Annotated in this window: 16 protein-coding genes; 12 read left to right on the top strand and 4 right to left on the bottom strand. The window is 73.3% G+C overall.

Annotation, left to right across the window (positions count from 1 at the left end):
• Nucleotides 1-77: 77 nt before the first annotated feature.
• On the bottom strand, nucleotides 78-497 hold the full coding sequence (locus GUI43_RS03315; protein ID WP_112584115.1) for an HPF/RaiA family ribosome-associated protein: 420 nt from the start codon (nucleotides 495-497) through the stop codon (nucleotides 78-80).
• Between the two features lie 303 nt (nucleotides 498-800).
• Here GUI43_RS03315 and GUI43_RS03310 point away from each other — a divergent pair, with 303 nt between their 5' ends.
• From GUI43_RS03310 to GUI43_RS03300, 3 genes are all read left to right on the top strand, one after another.
• Complete coding sequence (locus GUI43_RS03310) at nucleotides 801-1,589, top strand: single-stranded DNA-binding protein (protein WP_112697964.1); 789 nt, start codon at nucleotides 801-803, stop codon at nucleotides 1,587-1,589.
• A gap of 294 nt (nucleotides 1,590-1,883) precedes the next feature.
• Nucleotides 1,884-2,942 (top strand): cobalamin biosynthesis protein, encoded by a 1,059-nt coding sequence (locus GUI43_RS03305; protein WP_112697963.1) that lies wholly within the window; start codon nucleotides 1,884-1,886, stop codon nucleotides 2,940-2,942.
• Complete coding sequence (locus tag GUI43_RS03300; protein WP_112697962.1) at nucleotides 2,939-4,477, top strand: cobyric acid synthase; 1,539 nt, start codon at nucleotides 2,939-2,941, stop codon at nucleotides 4,475-4,477. The genes GUI43_RS03305 and GUI43_RS03300 overlap by 4 nt, the downstream gene beginning before the upstream one ends.
• 94 nt (nucleotides 4,478-4,571) lie before the next feature.
• Here GUI43_RS03300 and GUI43_RS03295 read toward each other — a convergent pair whose 3' ends face one another.
• Entirely contained in the window at nucleotides 4,572-4,973 is a 402-nt protein-coding gene (locus tag GUI43_RS03295; RefSeq protein ID WP_112584171.1) for a rhodanese-like domain-containing protein, read from the bottom strand.
• Between the two features lie 201 nt (nucleotides 4,974-5,174).
• Here GUI43_RS03295 and GUI43_RS03290 point away from each other — a divergent pair, with 201 nt between their 5' ends.
• The 5 genes from GUI43_RS03290 to GUI43_RS03270 all read left to right on the top strand — a co-directional run bounded on the left by GUI43_RS03290 (nucleotide 5,175) and on the right by GUI43_RS03270 (nucleotide 10,444).
• Complete coding sequence (locus tag GUI43_RS03290) at nucleotides 5,175-5,888, top strand: uridine kinase family protein (protein ID WP_425271094.1); 714 nt, start codon at nucleotides 5,175-5,177, stop codon at nucleotides 5,886-5,888.
• A 68-nt stretch (nucleotides 5,889-5,956) separates the two neighbouring features.
• On the top strand, nucleotides 5,957-7,102 hold the full coding sequence (locus tag GUI43_RS03285) for a M48 family metallopeptidase (RefSeq protein ID WP_112601440.1): 1,146 nt from the start codon (nucleotides 5,957-5,959) through the stop codon (nucleotides 7,100-7,102).
• Nucleotides 7,103-7,138: 36 nt separating this feature from the next.
• A complete protein-coding gene (locus GUI43_RS03280; protein WP_181518425.1) occupies nucleotides 7,139-8,482 on the top strand; it encodes a dipeptidase in 1,344 nt (447 codons plus the stop codon).
• Between the two features lie 77 nt (nucleotides 8,483-8,559).
• Nucleotides 8,560-8,766 carry a hypothetical protein gene (locus tag GUI43_RS03275; protein ID WP_030333429.1) on the top strand — a complete coding sequence of 69 codons (207 nt, stop codon included), beginning with the start codon at nucleotides 8,560-8,562 and terminating at the stop codon, nucleotides 8,764-8,766.
• An 85-nt stretch (nucleotides 8,767-8,851) separates the two neighbouring features.
• Nucleotides 8,852-10,444, top strand: coding sequence for an ATP-dependent DNA ligase (locus GUI43_RS03270; RefSeq protein ID WP_249037639.1), 1,593 nt, complete (start codon nucleotides 8,852-8,854; stop codon nucleotides 10,442-10,444).
• Between the two features lie 10 nt (nucleotides 10,445-10,454).
• Here the strand turns inward: GUI43_RS03270 and GUI43_RS03265 are convergent, their stop codons facing one another.
• Nucleotides 10,455-11,276: an SURF1 family cytochrome oxidase biogenesis protein gene (locus GUI43_RS03265; RefSeq protein WP_112584175.1), complete on the bottom strand. Its 822-nt coding sequence runs from the start codon at nucleotides 11,274-11,276 to the stop codon at nucleotides 10,455-10,457.
• Between the two features lie 206 nt (nucleotides 11,277-11,482).
• On the opposite strand from GUI43_RS03265, the gene GUI43_RS03260 reads away from it, so the two are divergent.
• Complete coding sequence (locus GUI43_RS03260; RefSeq protein WP_112584120.1) at nucleotides 11,483-12,886, top strand: cobyrinic acid a,c-diamide synthase CobB; 1,404 nt, start codon at nucleotides 11,483-11,485, stop codon at nucleotides 12,884-12,886.
• Nucleotides 12,883-13,452: a GNAT family N-acetyltransferase gene (locus GUI43_RS03255; RefSeq protein WP_091405515.1), complete on the top strand. Its 570-nt coding sequence runs from the start codon at nucleotides 12,883-12,885 to the stop codon at nucleotides 13,450-13,452. Before GUI43_RS03260 ends, GUI43_RS03255 begins: the two co-directional genes overlap by 4 nt.
• A 42-nt stretch (nucleotides 13,453-13,494) precedes the next feature.
• On the opposite strand, the gene GUI43_RS03250 is transcribed toward GUI43_RS03255, so the two are convergent.
• The gene (locus GUI43_RS03250; protein WP_112584121.1) at nucleotides 13,495-15,624 is read right to left on the bottom strand and encodes a transglycosylase domain-containing protein; all 2,130 of its coding nucleotides are present in this window, start codon (nucleotides 15,622-15,624) and stop codon (nucleotides 13,495-13,497) included.
• A 121-nt stretch (nucleotides 15,625-15,745) separates the two neighbouring features.
• On the opposite strand from GUI43_RS03250, the gene cobC reads away from it, so the two are divergent.
• Both cobC and GUI43_RS03240 read left to right on the top strand, forming a co-directional pair.
• Nucleotides 15,746-16,831, top strand: coding sequence for an Rv2231c family histidinol phosphate aminotransferase CobC (gene cobC / locus GUI43_RS03245; protein WP_112601415.1), 1,086 nt, complete (start codon nucleotides 15,746-15,748; stop codon nucleotides 16,829-16,831).
• A complete protein-coding gene (locus GUI43_RS03240) occupies nucleotides 16,831-17,949 on the top strand; it encodes a nicotinate-nucleotide--dimethylbenzimidazole phosphoribosyltransferase (protein ID WP_112697961.1) in 1,119 nt (372 codons plus the stop codon). The genes cobC and GUI43_RS03240 overlap by 1 nt, the downstream gene beginning before the upstream one ends.
• Nucleotides 17,950-17,958 lie beyond the last annotated feature (9 nt).

Here is a 17,958-nt window from a genome sequence, read left to right as displayed (position 1 = left end):
AGTTTCTGTCCCGACATCAGGGGCAACAGCCGCTGTTCGGGAGCCGAAAGCGCAAGATCGCGAGGGTGGGGCGTGGGTCAGACCGTTTCCGCGTCGGCGCGCGGGGCCGGGTTCTCGGACTCGTCAGCCTCCATCTGCGGCTGCGGGAGGTCGCGCAGGTGCTTGTTGTGACGGGGCTCCTGGCGGGTCTTGGCGTCGTTGAGCCGACGGCGCAGGTCGTCACGGACGTCGTTCAGGGCCGCGTGCAGGTCCTCCTCGGCGGAGGTGGTGACGATCTTCTGCCGGCCGGCGATCCAGCACTCCAGGGTGACCTTCTGACCACGCGCCTCCCGGTCCTTCACCGACACCTCCAGCTCGGTGGCGTCAGCGTGGAAGCTGGCGAGCCGGGCGTCGAGGGTGGCGAACTGCTCGGCGATCCAGTTGCGGTCGCCCTGGGAGAACCCGGCGCCCACCCGCAGGCACTCAGCCACGGTGGCCGGGTTCGCCACGGCGCTCACCGCTGCGCCTCGGAAGCGTTCGCGGAGCCGATGGTAGTGATCATCATGGCGCTGACCTCTCGTCGACGTGGAGCTGTCGGTGGTGCGTTGATCAAGTCCTTACCCAGTTCCGGTGGCCACGGAAACCGTGGCCGGCGGGTCGGGCGGGTCGGGCGTACCACATCCGGGCGTGATCAGGGCGTTGTCCACAGGTGGGTTCGTCATCCACAGGTCGGGGGTGGGCGCTCACGAAGGGCGTCCTCAGTGTCGATGCTCGGTGTCGAGTCGACTCGCGCTGGCAGCCCCGATCCCCCTGGAGGGACGATGTTCGACACTTACGTGACAATCGTCGGCAATGTGCTGACTACGCCCGAGTGGCGGCGTACGACCCAGAGCAACACCCTGGTGGCCAACTTCAAGGTCGCCTCGACCGCCCGCCGACTCGATCGGGACAGCGGCCGGTGGGTTGACGGCAATTCGCTCCGCGTCCGCGTCAACTGCTGGCGCAAGCTCGCCGAGGGGGTGGCGGCCTCCGTCATGGTCGGCGATCCGGTGGTGGTCTGCGGGCGGCTCTACACCCGCGACTGGACCGACGACGGCGGTAACCACCGCACGCTCTACGAGCTGGAGGCGGTGGCCGTCGGCCACGACCTGTCCCGGGGGCGCGCCCGCTTCCTGCGCAACCGGCCGAGCATGGCGACCAGCACCGTGGAGGACGCGGAGGCCGAGAGTCGGGTGCACGGCGAGCCCACCGAGCCGGTGCCGGCCGGGCAGGCGCCTGTGCTGCCCGACGACCGTCCGCTGGACGACGACTTCGAGCTGCCCGACTACGCGGAGCTGCGGACCAGCCCGTTCGGCAACGCCCCGGCGGGCGACGACAGCTCCCCGAGCGGCGGGGTCTTCGGTGACGGCGGAGCGCTTGCGAGCGGCGGGCAGGCCGACGTTCCGCCGGACCTCGACGACGAGTTGGCCCCTCCGCCCGAGGCGGACGACGACAACGCCGACGGTGACCTGGACATCGAGTTGGGGCCGGTGCCCGACGAGGGGCAGCCGGAGCCGGCGCAGCCCGGTCGGGGGCGGCGTGGTCGGGGCCGGGTCCCGCAGCCAGCCTGACCGATCGGCTCGGCCGTCGTGGGTTGGGCGGCGGTCGAGCTGGCCAAGGCACCGTCTCGGTCACGGGTGCTGCGGCAAAAGGGCACCACCCGGCACGGCACGGTGCGGCACGACGGGGGCGGGGTGGCGGCGCGACAAGCGTCGTCACCCCGCGTGACGGGCGTCGGCAGGTTGGCCTGCCTGTTCGCTCCACGGGTTCTCGTTGCCGGTACGGGACCGTGGGTTGGGCTGGTTCACGGAGTGCTCGTCTAGGCTGGCCGGCCGGAGGTGGTGCGGGTGCGACGGACAGCGCCAATGGCGAACGCGGTGGGGCTGCTGGCCGGGTACGCGCTGGACAGGGTGCTCGGCGACCCCCGCCGGTGGCACCCGGTGGCCGGCTTCGGGCAGGCCGCTGGCGCGCTGGAGCGCCGCCTCTACCGTCCGGACCGAACGGCGGGTGCGGCATTCACCGCGCTGGCCGTGGGCGGGCCGGTGTTGCTCGGGGCGGTCGCTGCGGCGGCTACCCGGCACCGGCCGGTGACCCGGGCGGTGCTGGTGGCGGCCGGCACGTGGACAGTGCTGGGCGGTCGCACGCTACGGCACGAGGCGACCGTCATGGGTCGTACGCTGCGTGACGGTGATCTGCCCGCCGCCCGGCGACGCCTCGGTCACCTCTGCGGGCGGGACCCGTCGACGCTGGGCGAGTCGGAGCTGGCCCGTGCCACAGTCGAGTCGGTCGCGGAGAACACCTCCGACGCGGTGGTCGCGCCGCTGCTCTGGGGCGCGGTCGCCGGTCTGCCCGGGCTGTTGGGCTACCGCGCGGCGAACACCCTCGACGCGATGGTCGGGCACCGGTCGACGCGTTACGCGCGGTTCGGCACACCGGCCGCTCGGCTCGACGACGTACTCAACCTCGTGCCGTCCCGACTGACCGGGCTGCTCACCATCGCCGTCGCGCCGGTCGCGCACGGGGACCGGCAGCGCGCCTGGCAGGTGTGGCGGCGGGACCGCAACGACCACCCGAGCCCCAACGCCGGTCAGTGCGAGGCGGCGATGGCCGGTGCGCTCGGGGTCCGCCTCGGTGGTCGCAACGTCTACTTCGGGCGCTCTGAGGTGCGGCCGTTCCTCGGCGACGGTCCCCGCCCGGAGGCGCGGCACCTGAAGCGGGCCGCCCGGATCTCCGGCGCCGTGGGGCTGGCCGCCGTCGGGTTGGCCGCCGCGTACCCGGTGACGCTCGGCCGGCTGGTCGGTGCGGTGAGCAGGCGTGCACTGATCGGCGCGGTGGGTCGACGAGGGCCCGCAGAGGCGGCCGGAGGGCGCGGGCTGGCTGGCGTGGCTGGGCGCGTCGGGGCGCGGCGGAGGAGTGGGCGGTGAGCGGCGGGCTGCTGGTGGCCGGCACGACGTCCGACGCCGGCAAGAGCGTGCTCACCGCCGGCATCTGTCGTTGGCTGCACCGGCAGGGTGTGAAGGTGGCGCCGTACAAGGCGCAGAACATGTCGAACAACTCGGCGGTGGTCGTCGGGCCGGACGGGCGCGGCGGCGAGATCGGGCGGGCCCAGGCCATGCAGGCAGCGGCGTGCGGGCTCGCACCCGACCTGCGGTTCAACCCGGTGCTGCTCAAGCCGGGCAGCGACCTGGCCAGTCAGGTGGTGCTGCTGGGCGAGGCGGTCGACACGATCACCGCGGGCACCTTCCGGCAGCTACGTCCCCGGCTCGCCGAGACCGCGTACGCCGCACTGGCCGAGCTGCGCGAGACGTACGACGTGGTGATCTGCGAGGGCGCCGGCAGCCCCGCGGAGATCAACCTGCGGGCCGGTGACTACGTCAACATGGGGCTGGCCCGGCACGCCAACCTGCCCACCATCGTCGTCGGCGACATCGACCGGGGCGGTGTCTTCGCCTCGATGTTCGGCACAGTGGCCCTGCTCGACCCGGCCGACCAGGCGCTGATCGCCGGATTCGTGATCAACAAGTTCCGGGGCGACCTCGGGCTGCTCCAGCCGGGCCTGGACATGCTGCGTCAGGTCACCGGCCGCCCCACGTACGGGGTGCTGCCCTGGGCACTGGACCTGTGGCTCGACGCGGAGGACTCACTCGCCTACGGCCGGGTGCTCGGCCGACCCGCCGCCCCGCACGGAAGCGAATGGCTGGACGTGGCCGTCGTCCGCCTGCCCCGGATCAGCAACGCCACCGACGTGGAGGCGCTCGCCACCGAGCCGGGCGTCCGCGTACGCCTCACCATCGAACCGGCCGAACTGGCCGCCGCCGACCTGGTCGTCCTGCCCGGCTCCAAGTCCACCGTCGCCGACCTCGGGTGGCTGCGCGAAACCGGTCTCGCCGACGCGGTGGCCACCCATGTGGCGGCCGGCAAGCCCCTGCTCGGCCTCTGCGGCGGCTTCCAGATGCTCGGCCGCGCCATCCACGACCCGGTGGAGAGCCGGCAGGGCAGCGTCCCGGGTCTCGGTCTGCTGCCCATCGACATCACCTTCGACCCGCGCAAGACCGTCCGGCAGTCGGTGGGCACCGGCCACGGTGGCCTGCCGGTGCGGGGCTACGAGATCCACCACGGGTACGTCTCACACGCCGACCCGGGCCTGCCCCCGCTGCTGACCAGCGACGACGGTGTCGGGGAGGGTGCGGTGCTCGGCGTGGTGCACGGCACGCACTGGCACGGGGCGTTCGAGTCCGACGAGTTCCGCCGGTGGTTCCTCACCGAGGCGGCTCGCCTGGCCGGCCGCAGCGGGTTCCGGGTCGCGCCGGCCACCAGCTTCGCCGCCGCCCGCGAGCGCTCACTCGACCTGCTCGGCGACCTGGTCGAGGAACACCTGGACACCGATGCCCTCTGGCGTCTCATCGAATCCGGTCCACCCGCCGACCTGCCCTTCATCCCACCCGGCGCCCCGTCCTGACCGGCGCCCCGTCCTGACCGGCGCCCCGTCCTGACCGGCGCCCCGTCCCCTGGGGCGGGTGCAGGCGGGACCGCGCATGGCAAGGCTGGGGATATCAGGGGCGGATGTCGGCGGGACGGTCGGTGGTGGGCAGGCCGGCGGCGAGCCAGGCGTCCACGCCGCCGATCATGTCGGTGGCCCGGCGCAGGCCGAGGGTCTGCAGGCTGGCCGCTGCCAGGCTGGAGCTGTAACCCTGTCGGCACACCAGGATGATCTCCCGGTCGTACCCGGTGGCCTCCGGGATCCGCCAGGCGCTGGCCGGATCGAGACGCCACTCCAGTACGGTCCGGTCGATGACGACAGCGCCCGGCAGGTCGCCCTGCTCGCGGCGTTGTAGTTCGGTACGGGTGTCGACCAGCAACGCGCCGCCGCGGACCGCCTCGACGGTCTGCTGCGGAGTCAGTCGGTGCAGCCCGGCGCGGGCCTGTTCGAGTAGGGCGTCTATACCGGGGCTCATCACGTCTCGGAGCACCACCCGATCATGCCGATTCGCTGGCACCCCGGGCGGCGAACGGGCCGCCCGTCACCCGTCGCCGCACCAATTCCCCCGGACGTGACGGTGACCGGCCAGGGCGGTCAGCCGGACGTGTCAGAGTGGCCCACGCCGACCCCGCAACCGGCACGATCGACACGGGCCAACAGGGATACCGCGACGTCGATGAACCCGAGTCGATCACCCTGCCCAGCAGCGGTGGCGGCATACTTCGGTCATGCACCACGGGAGGCTGCGCTGAACCCCGGAACTGGCGGACCGACCGTTGCGGTTGTCGAGGCGTACGCCGAATTGGCTCGTCGGGTGCTCGCGGGCCCGGCGCGGTTGGGGCGGACCCGGTTGGTCGCTGTCGACGGGCCGAGCGGCGCGGGCAAGAGCCGGTTCGCCGCGCGGCTCGCGGATGCCCTGGCGGGGCCGCTCGGCGGCCGACCGCCGGTGGTGCACACCGACGACCTGCTCGACGGGTGGGACGACCAGGTCACCTTCTGGCCCCGGCTCGACGAGGGGGTGCTCGCCCCGCTGCGTAACGGGGAGCCGGGCGCCTACCGGCGGTACAGCTGGGTCCGGCAGTGTTTTCTGCCCCGGCCGGTTCCGGTGCCGGTGGCTCCGGTGCTGGTGGTCGAGGGGGTCAGTGCCGCCCGGGCGGTCGTCCGGCCGGAGCTGACGCTGGCCGTGTTCGTCACCGCGCCCACGTCGCTGCGGCTGGCTCGCGCTGTCGCCCGGGACGGGCCGGAGATCCTGCCCGAGCTGCGCCGCTGGCATGACGGGGAGCGGGCGCACTTCGCCGTCGACGAGACCGCGACCCACGCCGACCTGTTGGTGGACGGCGCGCCGACACTGCCGTACGACGCGGACCGGTACTACGTGCGGCTTCGCTGAGCGGGGCATGGACGTGGGCCACCGACTGCGGCACGATGCGGGAGAGCTACGGCGAACGGGGAGCCACCATGACGGCAGCGGACGCGCCAGCGCGGCGTCGGATCACCCTCAGCGGCATCAGCTCGCGGGCCTGGGAGCATCCGGCCGACCGAGGTGCCCTGGTCGCGCTGCGGGAGCTGCGCGGTTTCGACGACGTGGTGCGGGCGTTCTTCGGGATGTGGAACGAGCGGGGTTTCCGGCTGTCCGTGCTGGCCTCCGGCATCCGGGTCGACCACAGGCAGTACCCGGCGGTGTGGCAGCGCTACACCGAGGCCGCGGCGGCGCTCGACGTGGCCGAACTGCCCGAGCTGTACGTGACCCAGTCGCCCTGGTTGGGCGCCGAGGCGGTCGGGCTGGAGCGGCCGTTCATCGTGCTGAACTCCGCCTGCGTGCAGCAACTCGACGAGGACGAGCTGCGCTGCCTGCTCGGCCACGAGTTGGGGCACGTGGGCAGCGGGCACGCGGTCTACAAGACCATGCTCATGATTCTCACCCGGTGGGCGGCCAACCTGAGCTGGTTGCCGGTCGGCGCGATCGCGCTGCGCGCCATCATCGCGGCGATGCTGGAGTGGTGGCGTAAGGCGGAACTCTCCGCCGACCGGGCCGGCCTGCTCGCCGGGCAGGACCCGGCCGCCGCGCTGCGGCTGCTGATGAAGCTCGCTGGCGGTGGTGACCTGTCCCAGGTCGACACCACCGCCTTCCTGGAGCAGGCCGCCGAGTACTCCGGTGGCGGCGACCTGCGCGACAGCCTGCACAAGATCCGGATGACCGCGTGGAGCACCCACCCGGTGCCGGTGGCGCGGGCGGCGTCGCTGCGCCAGTGGATCGACTCCGGGGCGTACGGGCAGGTGCTGGCCGGGGACTATCCCCGCCGCGAGGACGACAGCTCGACAAGCGTGTCGGAGGAGATCAAGGCGGCGGCCGCGTCGTACCGGGAGGAGTTCAGCCGTTCCACAGACCCGCTGGTCGGGTTGCTGCGCCGGCTCGGCGACGGCGCGAGCGACGTCGGCGAGTGGGTGGGCGGCACCGCCGGTCGGGCCCGTTCCTGGATGGACGCCGCCACCGAGGCGGCGGGCCGCGCACACCGCGCCGGGCGGGCCGCCCCGGGCGCGCGGGCCGGCGCCGGCCCCGCGGACAGCGGTGACGGTACGGGCTCCGCCGGCACGCCCCGGTAAGGCCGGCATACGATGCCGGTCATGACCTCACCGATCATGTCCGAGTCCGAGGTGCGGGCCGCCGTCGAGCGGGAGATGCCCGGCGTCCGGGCCGACCTGGAGCGCCTCGTCCGCATCCCCGGCATCGCCTTCGAGGGCTTCGACCACTCGCACGTGGAACGCTCCGCCGAGGCGGTCGCCGAGCTGCTGCGTGGCTGTGGCCTGGACGTCGACATCGTACGAGCCGGCGGCCAGCCGGCGGTGATCGGCCGTCGGGCCGCCCCGCCCGGCGCGCCCACCGTGCTGCTCTACGCCCACCACGACGTCCAGCCGGTCGGCGACCGGTCGCTGTGGGAGTCCGACCCGTTCGAGCCGGTGGAACGGGACGGCCGGCTCTACGCCCGGGGTGCGGCCGACGACAAGGCCGGCATCATGGCGCACGTGGCGGCGCTGCGCGCGTACGGTGACGCGTTGCCGGTCGGCGTGGTCCTCTTCATCGAGGGCGAGGAGGAGTACGGCTCCGACTCGCTGGAGCAACTCCTGGCCGAGCACCGCGACGAGATCACCTCGGACGTCATCGTGATCGCCGACTCCGGCAACTGGGACATCGGCGTACCGGCGTTGACCACCTCGCTGCGGGGCATCGTCAATTGCTTCGTCGAGGTGCGCACGCTGGACCACGCGGTGCACAGCGGCATGTTCGGCGGCGCCGTGCCGGACGCGCTCACCGCGCTGGTCCGGCTGTTGGCGACGCTGCACGACGACGCCGGTGACGTGGCAGTGGACGGCCTCGTCGGCCGGGAGGGCGCCACCGTCGACTACCCGGAGGACCGGGTCCGAGCCGAGGCGGGGCTCGCGGACGGCGTGCAGTTCATCGGCACCGGCCGGATCACCGACCGGCTCTGGACCAAGCCGGCGCTGGCCATCCTCGGTGTCGACGCGCCGTCCACCGGCGAGGCGCCGAACGCCCTGGTCCCGGCCGCGAAGGCGAAGCTCAACGTCCGCCTCGCCCCGGGCGACGACCCCAAGCGGGCGTACGCGGCGCTGCGCGCGCACCTGGAGCAGCACGCGCCGTGGGGTGCGCAGGTGACGGTCACCTTCGAACACGACGGCGACCCGTGCGTGATCGACGCGTCCGGGCCGATGTTCGATGCCGCCCGTTCGGCCTTCCGGACCGCCTGGGACGGCACCGCCCCGGTGGACATCGGCGTCGGCGGCTCGATTCCGTTCATCGCCACCTTCCAGGAGATGTTTCCGAAGGCGGCGATCCTGGTGACGGGCGTGGAGGACCCGCACGCCCGCGCGCACGGCCCGAACGAGAGTCTGCACCTGGGGGAGTTCGCCCGGGTCTGCCTCGCCGAGGCGCTGCTCCTGCGCAACGTGGCGGCGGTCGGCGGTTAGGTGTCAGAACGGCAACTTTGGGCCTGATCTGGGAGTTTACGGCGTGTCGGATGGTCGGCTGTTATAGCCTTTCGTACATGAGTACGAACGAGGTGATGGCCCGGTTGGGGGCCGCTGTCAGCGCGCTGGGAGATGTCGATGTCTCCGCGTGGTCCGAGGACACGCTCAACGAACAGCTCGGTGAGCTCTCCGCCGCACTGGTCGCCCTCGACTCGGTGCTCTCCCGGGTCGCCGGCGAGGTCCGCGCCCGAGGGTTGCGCATCGAGGAACCCGTCTCCGCCTGAACCGTCGCCCGCGTGAGTGGGTGGCACCCTGCCGACACCGCCCGGGCACGGCAATGCCCGGGCGGTGTCGGAGGTGACTGGCAGGATGAGCTGCGTGCGGTTCCTCGATCTGGCAGCCACCTCGGCCGCCGTCGGCGCCACCAGTGGCCGACGGGCCAAGGTGGAGCTGCTCGCTGACGCGCTGCGTCGGCTCGACCCCGGCGAGGTCGAGCCCGGCGCCGGCTATCTCGCCGGTGAGCTGCGCCAACGGCAGACCGGCGTCGGCTACGCGAGCCTGCGCGACCTGCCACCGCCGGCCGCCGAGCCGACGTTGACGGTGGCCGCCGTGGACGCGGCCATCGCGCAGATCGCCGCGGTGCACGGCTCGGGCTCACAGGCTCGGCGTCGGGCGCTGCTCGGTGCCCTCTACGCGGCGGCGACAGCCGACGAGCAGCGGCTGCTCACCGGCCTGTTCAGTGGCGAGCTACGGCAGGGCGCCCAGGCCGGGCTCCTCGCGGACGCGGTGGCCCGGGCCGCCGAGGTGCCGGTGGCGGCGGTCCGCCGGGCGTTGCTGCTCGCCGGTGATCTCCGGGCCGTGGCGGTGGCCGCGCTGGCCGGAGGTGCCGCCGAGTTGGCCGGGTTCGGTCTGCAGGTTGGCCGCCCGCTGGCGCCGATGCTCGCGCAGAGCGCCCCCTCGGTCGACGAGGCGCTCGCCGCTACCGGCACGCCGGCGGTGGTCGACGTGAAGCTCGACGGCATCCGCATCCAGGTGCACCGCTCCGGCGCCGACATCGCCGTGTTCACCCGCAGCCTTGACGAGATCACCACCCGGGTGCCCGAGGTGGTCGCCGCGGTCCGTGCCCTGCCGGGCCGGGAGTTGGTCCTCGACGGCGAGGCGATCGGCCTGGACGAGACCGGCCGCCCACTGCCGTTCCAGCAGACGTCGAGCCGGGCCGCCCGACGCACCACCCCCAGCACCACCGGGCGCACACCGGTCGCCCCGGCGGTGCTCGCGGCGGCCGCCAGCACGGGCGCGACGGTGCTCACCCCGTACTTCTTCGACCTGCTGCACCTCGACGGTGAGGATCTGATCGACCTTCCCGGCCGGGAGCGGTGGGCCGCCCTCGCCGGTTCGGTGGATTCGTCGCTGCTGGTCGGCCGGATGGAGGTCGACGGCCCGGAGCAGGCCGCCGCCGCGTTCGCCGCCGCGCTCGACGCCGGGCAGGAGGGCGTGGTGGTCAAGGCGCCGGACGCCCCCTACGACGCCGGCCGGCGCGGTGCCGCCTGGGTCAAGGTGAAACCGCGGCACACCCTCGACCTGGTGGTGCTCGCCGTCGAGTGGGGCAGCGGCCGACGCAAGGGCTGGCTGTCCAACCTGCATCTGGGTGCGCGTGACGCGCGCACCGGTGACTTCGTCATGCTCGGCAAGACGTTCAAGGGGCTCACCGACGAGTTGCTGCGGTGGCAGACCGAGCGGTTCCTCGACCTCGCCGTGGAACGCGGCGACTGGGTGGTCCGGGTCCGGCCCGAGCAGGTGGTGGAGATCGCCTTCGACGGGGTGCAGACGAGTTCGCGCTATCCCGGTGGGATGGCGCTGCGGTTCGCCCGGGTGGTGCGCTATCGCGACGACAAGTCCGCCGCGGAGGCGGACACCATCGACGCGGTCCGTGCCATCCACGCCGGCCGCGTGACTGGCTGACCGGGCGAGGTCAGGCGGAAGCGGTCGGCGTCGGTTCGGCGGCCCGGTCCAGCGGAGCCGAGGTGGCACCGATGCCGGCGGCCCGGCGGGCCTCCCGACGGGCCACCCAGCCATAGCCGAAGAGGGCCATAACCGCGAACAGCCACCACTGCACGACGTAGCCGAAGTTCTGCCAGTTGTTGGCGTGCCCCACCGGCACCGCCTTGAACACCGGATCGGCTGCCGGGGTCTGCTCGTCGAGCAGCAGATACGCACCGTAGACCGGGTAGGGAAGCTCGCCGGCCAGCCGCGACACCCCGATCCGCCGGATCTCCAGCAGCCCGTCGCGTCGGGCCACCGCGCCGGCGCCGCTCTCGGTCTCGTGCACCCGGCCGACCACCGTCACGTCGCCGGTCGGCGCGGCCGGCACCGACGGCTGGGCGGTCGCCCCACCGGGCGCCGGCGGGATCCAGCCCCGGTCCACCAGCAGCGCCGTGCCGTCGGCGAGCACCAGCGGGGTGAGCACCTCGAAACCGACCCGGCTGTCCACCGTCCGGCCGCGGACCAGCACGGTGTTCGTGGGGTCGTACCGGCCGGTGACGGTGACCCGGGTCCAGACCTTGTCCTCGGCGGGGGCCGGACCGGCTGTTCCCGCACCGCCGGCGGGAGCGCGCAGCGCGTCGGCGAGCGGCACGGGAGCCATCCGCTGGCCCGCGTCGATCCGCTCGTTGACCTCGGTGCGCCCCCGGTAGCGGTCCAGCTGCCAGTTGCCGAGGAACACCATGACGGCGGCCGCGACCAGGGTCAGCGCGAGAGCGCCCAGCCAGCGTGGGCTCAGCAGGAACCGGTACACGGCACCGAGGCTACTCGTATGACCGGCGCCACTGACCTGGACCGGGCCGGACCGCGCCGGGGTCGACGCCCCGGGGCACTGCCAGGGCCCGGCCGCCCACCCCGGTTGGCGGTGCTCGCGCCTCCAGCCGGGCGGGTATCGTCACGCCGACGGATCGGCCTCGGTCGTCCCGTCGCGTACCCGCCGCCGCTCGCGAGGAGTCGATGATGACCGTCGTGCCGCGCCTGGTGCTCAGCGCGCCGTCCTCCGGGCACGGTAAGAACGCGCTGGCGATCGGGCTGCTCGCCGCCCTGGCCGAGCGAGGGGTCGACGTCGCCGGGTTCAAGCTCGGGCCGGACCATGTCGACGCCGCCTACCTCGGCCTCGCCTCCGGTCGGCCGGGTCGGGTGATCGACCCCCGACTGGTCGGCCTCGATCGGCTCGCCCCGCTGGTGGCGCACGGTGCCGCCGGCGCCGGGCTGGCCGTGGTGCAGGGCAGCATGGGGCTGTACGACTCGGTCGGTGGCCGTCCCGAGCAGGAGTCCACGGCCGCCGCGGCCGCCGCGCTGCGCAGCCCGGTGGTGCTCGTTGTCGACGTGGCCGCGATGGGCCAGTCGGTGGCGGCCCTGGTGCACGGTTTCCGCTCGTACGACGAGCAGTTGTGGCTCGGCGGGGTGATCCTCAACCGGGTGGCGTCGTCGCGACACGAGGGGATGCTGCGCGAGGCGTTGGACGACGTGGGGGTGCCGGTCTACGGCGCGCTGCGTCGACAGGACCTGCCGGCGGTGCTGCCGTCGCGGCGGCACGGGGTGGCACCAGTGGTCGACGACTCGGCCGACGCCGTCCGTGCGGTCCGCCGGCTGGGCGAGGCCGTCGCCGCCACTGTCGACCTGGAACGGCTGCTCGGGCTGGCCCGCTCCGCCCCGGCGCTGCCGGCACCGGCCTGGTCTCCCGAGGAGGCCCTCGGCACGTTCACACCCCCGGCGAACCGCCCACTGGTGGCGGTGGCCGGTGGGCCGGGCGGCAGCTTCAGCCACCCGGAGACCACCGAGTTGCTCCGGGCCGCCGGCGCCGAGGTCGTCGTCGTCGACCCGCTGCGCGACGAGGCGCTGCCGGTCGGCACCCGCGCGCTGGTCGTCGGCGGCGCGCTGCCCGAGGCGTACGCCGAGCAGTTGTCGGCCAACCGGCGGCTCTGCATCGCGGTGGCCGAGTTGGCGCGGACCGGGCGTCCGGTGATCGCCGAGGGCGCCGGGCTGCTCTGGCTGGCCCGGGAACTGGACGGGTTGCCGATGTGCGGTGTCCTGGACGCGGTCGGTGTCAGCCGCGACGGGGTGGTGGCCGGCTACCGGGAGGCGACTGCCCAGACCGACAGCGTGGTCGCCGCCACCGGCACGGTGCTGGTCGGGCACAAGGCACACCGTGCGGTGCTCACCCCGCGCGCTGGTCAGCGCCCGGCCTGGAGCTGGGACGGCGGCGCGCCGGAGGGCTTCGTCTGGCGCAACGTGCACGCCTCGCAGCTCGCTCTGCACTGGGCGAGCCATCCGGCGACGGCGGCCCGGTTGGTCGCCGCGGCGGCGGCCGACCCGACGAGCGAGGTGGTACCCGCGCAGCCGGGCGAGGTGTCGGTGTGATCGGTCAGGTGGCGGTGCGCCGTTTCCCGGCGTTGACGGTCTCCACCCCGCGTACCGAGGTGCGTCAGCTCACGGCGGCCGACGCGGCGGCGGCCGGGGAGATCTTCGCCGACAAGCTGACCCGGCGTTGGCTGCCGCTGCCCGACGACTCCGGCCCGATCGACGGGCTGGCCTGGTGCACCGATCTGGCCCGGCAGCGGCGCGACAGCGGGGAGGGCGACCACTACGCGGTGCTCCGGCGGGAGGACGACCAGGTGGTGGGCTCGCTGTGGACCCGGCGCACCGACTGGGGCGCCCGCCTCACCGAGATCTCCTACGCGATGGCTGCGCACGCGCGGGGTTTCGGCTTCGCCGCCGAGGCGGTCGACGCGGTGGCCATCGCGCTGATCCTGGAGCACGGCTTCCAGCGGGTCGAACTGCGGGTGGCTCCCGGCAACCTGGCCTCGCGCCGGGTCGCCGAGAAGGCCGGGTTCAGCTACGAGGGTCTGCTGCGGAACGCCGGGTTCGTCAGCGGCGGCCGGGTGGATCTGGAGCTGTGGTCGTTCGTCGCCGCCGACCTGCGCTGAGTCGCGCCGAGCCCCGCCGACCTGCGCTGACTCTCGCGCCGGTCAGCCGACGATGGCGTCCGACGGTGGGGTGAACTGGCGGGTCGGGGTGCCCTTCAGGCCGTCGCGCAGGGTCTCCGAAACCGCCTTGATCGGGATCTGGGACTGCCCGTCACCGACCGCGTTGAACGGGTTGTCCGGGTCGGATATGAAGCTCGCCGCGGCCAACTCCGGGGTGTAGCCCACGAACCAGGCCGATCGGGTGCTGTCGGTCGTACCGGTCTTGCCGGCCACCGGGCGTCCGACGGTGCCCCGCACGCTGTCGGCGGTGGACCATCCGCCGCAGCTGCCGCGCGCCGGGGTGTCTCCGGTCGGGCAGCGGGCCGCGTCGGTGGCCGCCCGCGCGGCGTCCGCGCTCACCACCTGCCGGCAGCGCGGCTTGGCCACCTCGCGGTGCAGACCGCCCGGGGTGGCGTACGTGGCGGGTGTGCCGTCCCTGTTCATGATCGCTTGCACCGGGATGGCCTCGCAGTAGCGGCCGTCGGCCGCGATGGCGGCGTACGCGTTCGCCATCTCCAGCGGGGTGGCGTCGGAGACGCCCAGGGTGAAGGCACCCCACTTCTTCGCCTTGGCCGGAGACGCCTGTTCCCGGTCGACGTCGGTGCGCCACCGAAGCCCGAGCTGTTCGGCCAACCGGACCGCCCGGTCCGCGCCGACCTTCTCCTCCAGCCACACGAAGTACGTGTTCACCGATTTGCCGAAGCCGGACCACATGGTCTGCTGGCCGGTCATGGCGCCGCTGGCGTTTGAGGGCGCCCAGCCGTCGTACACTGCCGACTTGTAGCGGTACGGCGCGTTGAACGAGGTGGAGAGGGTCATCCCCGAGTCCAGCGCGGCCAACATCGGGAACATCTTGAACGTCGACCCGGCCTGGTAGCCGGCCAGGTCACCGCCGCCGAGCAGCGGTGCCACAGTGTTCGGGTAGTTGGCTTTCACCTTCGGCCCGGCCTCGGGGTTGGAGCTCTGCGGGTTCTCGGCCAGGTCCAGCGAGTACGTCCGGTTCACCGCCATGGCCTTCACCCGCCCGGTGCCGGGCTCGGACACCACGATGCCGTTGGCGAACGGGCTGCCGGTGGCCTCCTTGGTGCCCACGCTCTTCTCCGCGGCCTCCTGGATCTTCGGGTCGAGGCTGAGCACGATGCGGTAGCCGCCCCGGCGAAGGTTGTCCATCCGTTCCAGCCGGTTCGCCCCGAACGCGGGCTGCGCGCTCCACCAGTTCTTCAGGTAGTCGCAGGCGAAGCCCCAGCTGTTGTACTTCTCCGCCACCGCGGCGCAGTCGTGCGGTGGGGTGGTCAGCCTGAGCCGGATCGGCTCGGACTTGGCGGCGGCGGCCGAGTCGGGGGAGAGGTAGCCGAGTTGGCTCATCCGGTCCAGCACGTAGTTGCGCCGCCCGGTGGCCTCCTTCTGGTCGGAGTCGGCCGGGTCGTACTCGGACGGGGACTTGACCAGTCCGGCGAGGGTGGCGGCCTCGACCGGCGTGAGGTCCTTTGGGGTCTTGGAGAAGAAGATCTCGCTGGCCGCGTAGATGCCGTACGCCCGGTGCCCGAAGTACGCCGAGTTCAGGTAGCGCTCCATGATCTGTTCCTTGCTCAACTCCTTCTCCAGGTCCAGCGCCATCCGCATCTCCTTGACCTTGCGAATGCTGGTCTGCTGGGTGGCTTCCTGGACCTCCTTGGGCGTGGTCGCGCTGTCCCGCAGGGCCATCCGGACGTACTGCATGGTCAGGGTCGAGGCGCCCTGGGAGCCGCCGGAGCGGGCGTTGGAGACGAAGGCCCGGGCCACGCCCTTCGGGTCGACGCCGTGGTGCTGGTAGAAGCGGGAGTCCTCGGCGGCCACGATCGCCTGCTGGATGTTCGGCGACATGTCCGACAGCTTGGTGTACTGCCGGTACTCCTCGTAGAACATGGTCAGCACGGTCTTGCCGTCCGGGCCGTAGACGTACGAGGTCTCGGCGGGCAGGGCGGTCTTCAGCACCCGGGTCTTCTGGTCCACGGCGTGCGCGGTGGCCTTCGCGCCGAGCCCGGTGAGGGCGACCAGTGGATAGGCGACGGCGGCGATCACGATTCCGGCGATCAGTCCGGCGCGGAGGAGAGGGACGAGACGACCAGCGGCAGCAAGGGGTCGGTTGCTCACCTGGCCAAGTTATGACATTTCCGATTCGTACATGAGAAGAACTCTTAAACCGGCGAGTGGTGACGCGGCTTACGCTGAGATCGACTGTCCCACCGGCCACCTTCCCGGCAGGATCGCGGACATGTCTGATCAGCCGAGCGCGGTCGCCCCACCCACCGGGGTCGAGCCGGACCTCGCCCACCACGGCGACGCGGAGGCGACCGCCGGCCTGATCGACCTCGCCGTCAACGTCCGTCGGGCGCGTCCTCCCGCCTGGCTGGCCGACCCGATCGCCGCGACCCTGACCGACCTGGCCCGGTATCCGGACCCGGCGCCGGCCCGGGCGGCGGTCGCCGCCCGACACCGCCGTCACCCGAACGAGGTGCTGCTCACCGCCGGCGCCGCCGAGGGCTTCGTGTTGATCGCCCAGGCGCTGCGTGGCGTGCACCGCCCCGTGGTGGTGCACCCTCAGTTCACCGAGCCGGAGGCGGCGCTGCGGGCCGCCGGACACCCGGTCGAGCGGGTGTTGCTCGACGCCGCCGACGGCTTCCGGCTCGACCCGTCCCGGGTGCCCGCCGACGCCGACCTCGTGATGATCGGCAACCCGACGAACCCGACCTCGGTGCTGCACCCCGCCCAGACCGTGGCCGCGCTGGCCCGCCCCGGCCGGGTGCTGGTTGTCGACGAGGCGTTCGCCGACACCACCATCGTCCCCGGGCACCCCGGCGAACCGGAGTCGCTGGCCGAACGCCGCGACCTGCCCGGCCTGCTCGTGGTGCGCAGCCTCACCAAGACGTGGGGCCTGGCCGGCCTGCGGATCGGCTACCTGCTCGGCGCCACGGAGCTGGTGTCCCGGCTGGCCGCCGTCCAGCCGCTCTGGGCCGTCTCCACGCCCGCGCTGGCGGCCGCGTCGGCCTGCGCCAGCGCCGTCGCGGTCCAGGCCGAACGCGCGATCGCCGCCGAGCTCGCCGCCGACCGCGAGCACCTGGTCGCGCGCCTCGCCGAACTGCCCGGTGTACGCGTCGTCGGCCGTCCCGCCAGCGCGTTCGTCCTGCTGCACCTACCGGGCGCGACACCGATCCGGGCCGCCCTGCGCGAGCGCGGCTGGGCGGTGCGCCGAGGCGACACGTTCCCCGGCCTCGGCCCGGACTGGCTGCGGGTGGCGGTACGCGACCGAAACACCACCGACGCGTTCATCGACGTGCTGCGCGAGACCATGGAGGCATGATGCTGGAGACCACGATCGCGGCGATCCGTGCGGCGGACGAAGCGGCCATGGCCGCCGCCCGGGAACTGCACGGCCGGCTGACCAAGCCGGCGGGATCGCTGGGCGCGCTGGAGGAGCTTTCGGTACGCCTCGCCGGCCTGGCCGGAGTCTGCCCACCACCGCTGCCCGAGCCGGCCGCGGTGGCGATCTTCGCCGGCGACCACGGGGTGCACGCCCAGGGGGTCAGCCCCTGGCCGCAGGAGGTCACCGCGCAGATGATCGGCAACTTCCTGGCCGGTGGAGCGGTGGTCAACGCATTCGCTCGGCAGGCCGGCGCCTCGGTCACAGTGGTCGACGTCGGCGTGGCCACCCCGCTGCCCACCGACCCGGCCGTGCTCGACCCGGCCGTGCTCGACCCGGCCGTGCTCGATCCGGCCGTGCTCGACCCGGCGGTGCCCCGGCTCGTTGTCGCGTCCGTCCGCCAGGGCACCCGCGACCTCACGGTGACCGCCGCGCTGACCCGGGACGAGGCGCTGGCGGCGGTGCAGACCGGCATCCGGATCGCCGACGAACTGATCGACGCCGGTGCCGGCATCCTGCTCACCGGGGACATGGGCATCGGCAACACCACACCGGCCGCCGTGCTGATCGCCGCGTTCACCGGCGCCGACCCGCTCGACACCACAGGTCGGGGCACCGGGGTCGACGACCCGACGTACGCGCACAAGGTGGCGGTCGTGCGGGCCGCCCTGGCCCGGCACACCCCCGACCCGGCCGACCCGCTGGGGGTGCTGGCCGCCGTCGGTGGTCTGGAGCACGCCGCATTGGCCGGGCTGATCCTGGGGGCCGCAGCACGCCGCACGCCGGTGCTGCTGGACGGCGTGATCGCGGTCTCGGCCGCGCTCGCCGCCGCCGCGTTCGCCCCGGCGGCGGTCGACGCCATGGTCGCCGGCCACCGCTCGGCCGAGCCCGGTGCCACTGTCGCACTGCGCCACCTCGGCCTCGACCCGCTGATCGACCTGGGGCTGCGCCTCGGCGAGGGCACCGGCGCGCTGCTGGCGTTGCCCGTGGTCACCGGCGCGGTCCGGGTGCTGCACGAGGTGGCCACCTTCGACTCCGCAGGGGTGGCCGAAAAGTGAGCACGCGCA

It is taken from the genome of Micromonospora noduli (assembly GCF_003264365.1).
In the GTDB taxonomy this organism is placed as follows: domain Bacteria; phylum Actinomycetota; class Actinomycetes; order Mycobacteriales; family Micromonosporaceae; genus Micromonospora; species Micromonospora noduli.
The sequence above is the reverse complement of the archived record's forward strand: the minus strand, read 5'-3'. Positions and strand labels throughout refer to the sequence as shown.

Bases quoted from the DNA above. Each gene is read 5' to 3' on its own strand.
- GUI43_RS03310 (WP_112697964.1), top strand. From the start codon at position 801: ATGTTCGACACTTACGTGACAATCGTCGGCAATGTGCTGACTACGCCC.
- GUI43_RS03305 (WP_112697963.1), top strand. From the start codon at position 1,884: ATGGCGAACGCGGTGGGGCTGCTGGCCGGGTACGCGCTGGACAGGGTG.
- GUI43_RS03295 (WP_112584171.1), bottom strand. From the start codon at position 4,973: ATGAGCCCCGGTATAGACGCCCTACTCGAACAGGCCCGCGCCGGGCTG.
- GUI43_RS03290 (WP_425271094.1), top strand. From the start codon at position 5,175: ATGAACCCGAGTCGATCACCCTGCCCAGCAGCGGTGGCGGCATACTTC.
- GUI43_RS03285 (WP_112601440.1), top strand. From the start codon at position 5,957: ATGACGGCAGCGGACGCGCCAGCGCGGCGTCGGATCACCCTCAGCGGC.
- GUI43_RS03280 (WP_181518425.1), top strand. From the start codon at position 7,139: ATGTCCGAGTCCGAGGTGCGGGCCGCCGTCGAGCGGGAGATGCCCGGC.
- GUI43_RS03275 (WP_030333429.1), top strand. From the start codon at position 8,560: ATGAGTACGAACGAGGTGATGGCCCGGTTGGGGGCCGCTGTCAGCGCG.
- GUI43_RS03270 (WP_249037639.1), top strand. From the start codon at position 8,852: ATGAGCTGCGTGCGGTTCCTCGATCTGGCAGCCACCTCGGCCGCCGTC.
- GUI43_RS03260 (WP_112584120.1), top strand. From the start codon at position 11,483: ATGACCGTCGTGCCGCGCCTGGTGCTCAGCGCGCCGTCCTCCGGGCAC.
- cobC (WP_112601415.1), top strand. From the start codon at position 15,746: ATGTCTGATCAGCCGAGCGCGGTCGCCCCACCCACCGGGGTCGAGCCG.
- GUI43_RS03240 (WP_112697961.1), top strand. From the start codon at position 16,831: ATGCTGGAGACCACGATCGCGGCGATCCGTGCGGCGGACGAAGCGGCC.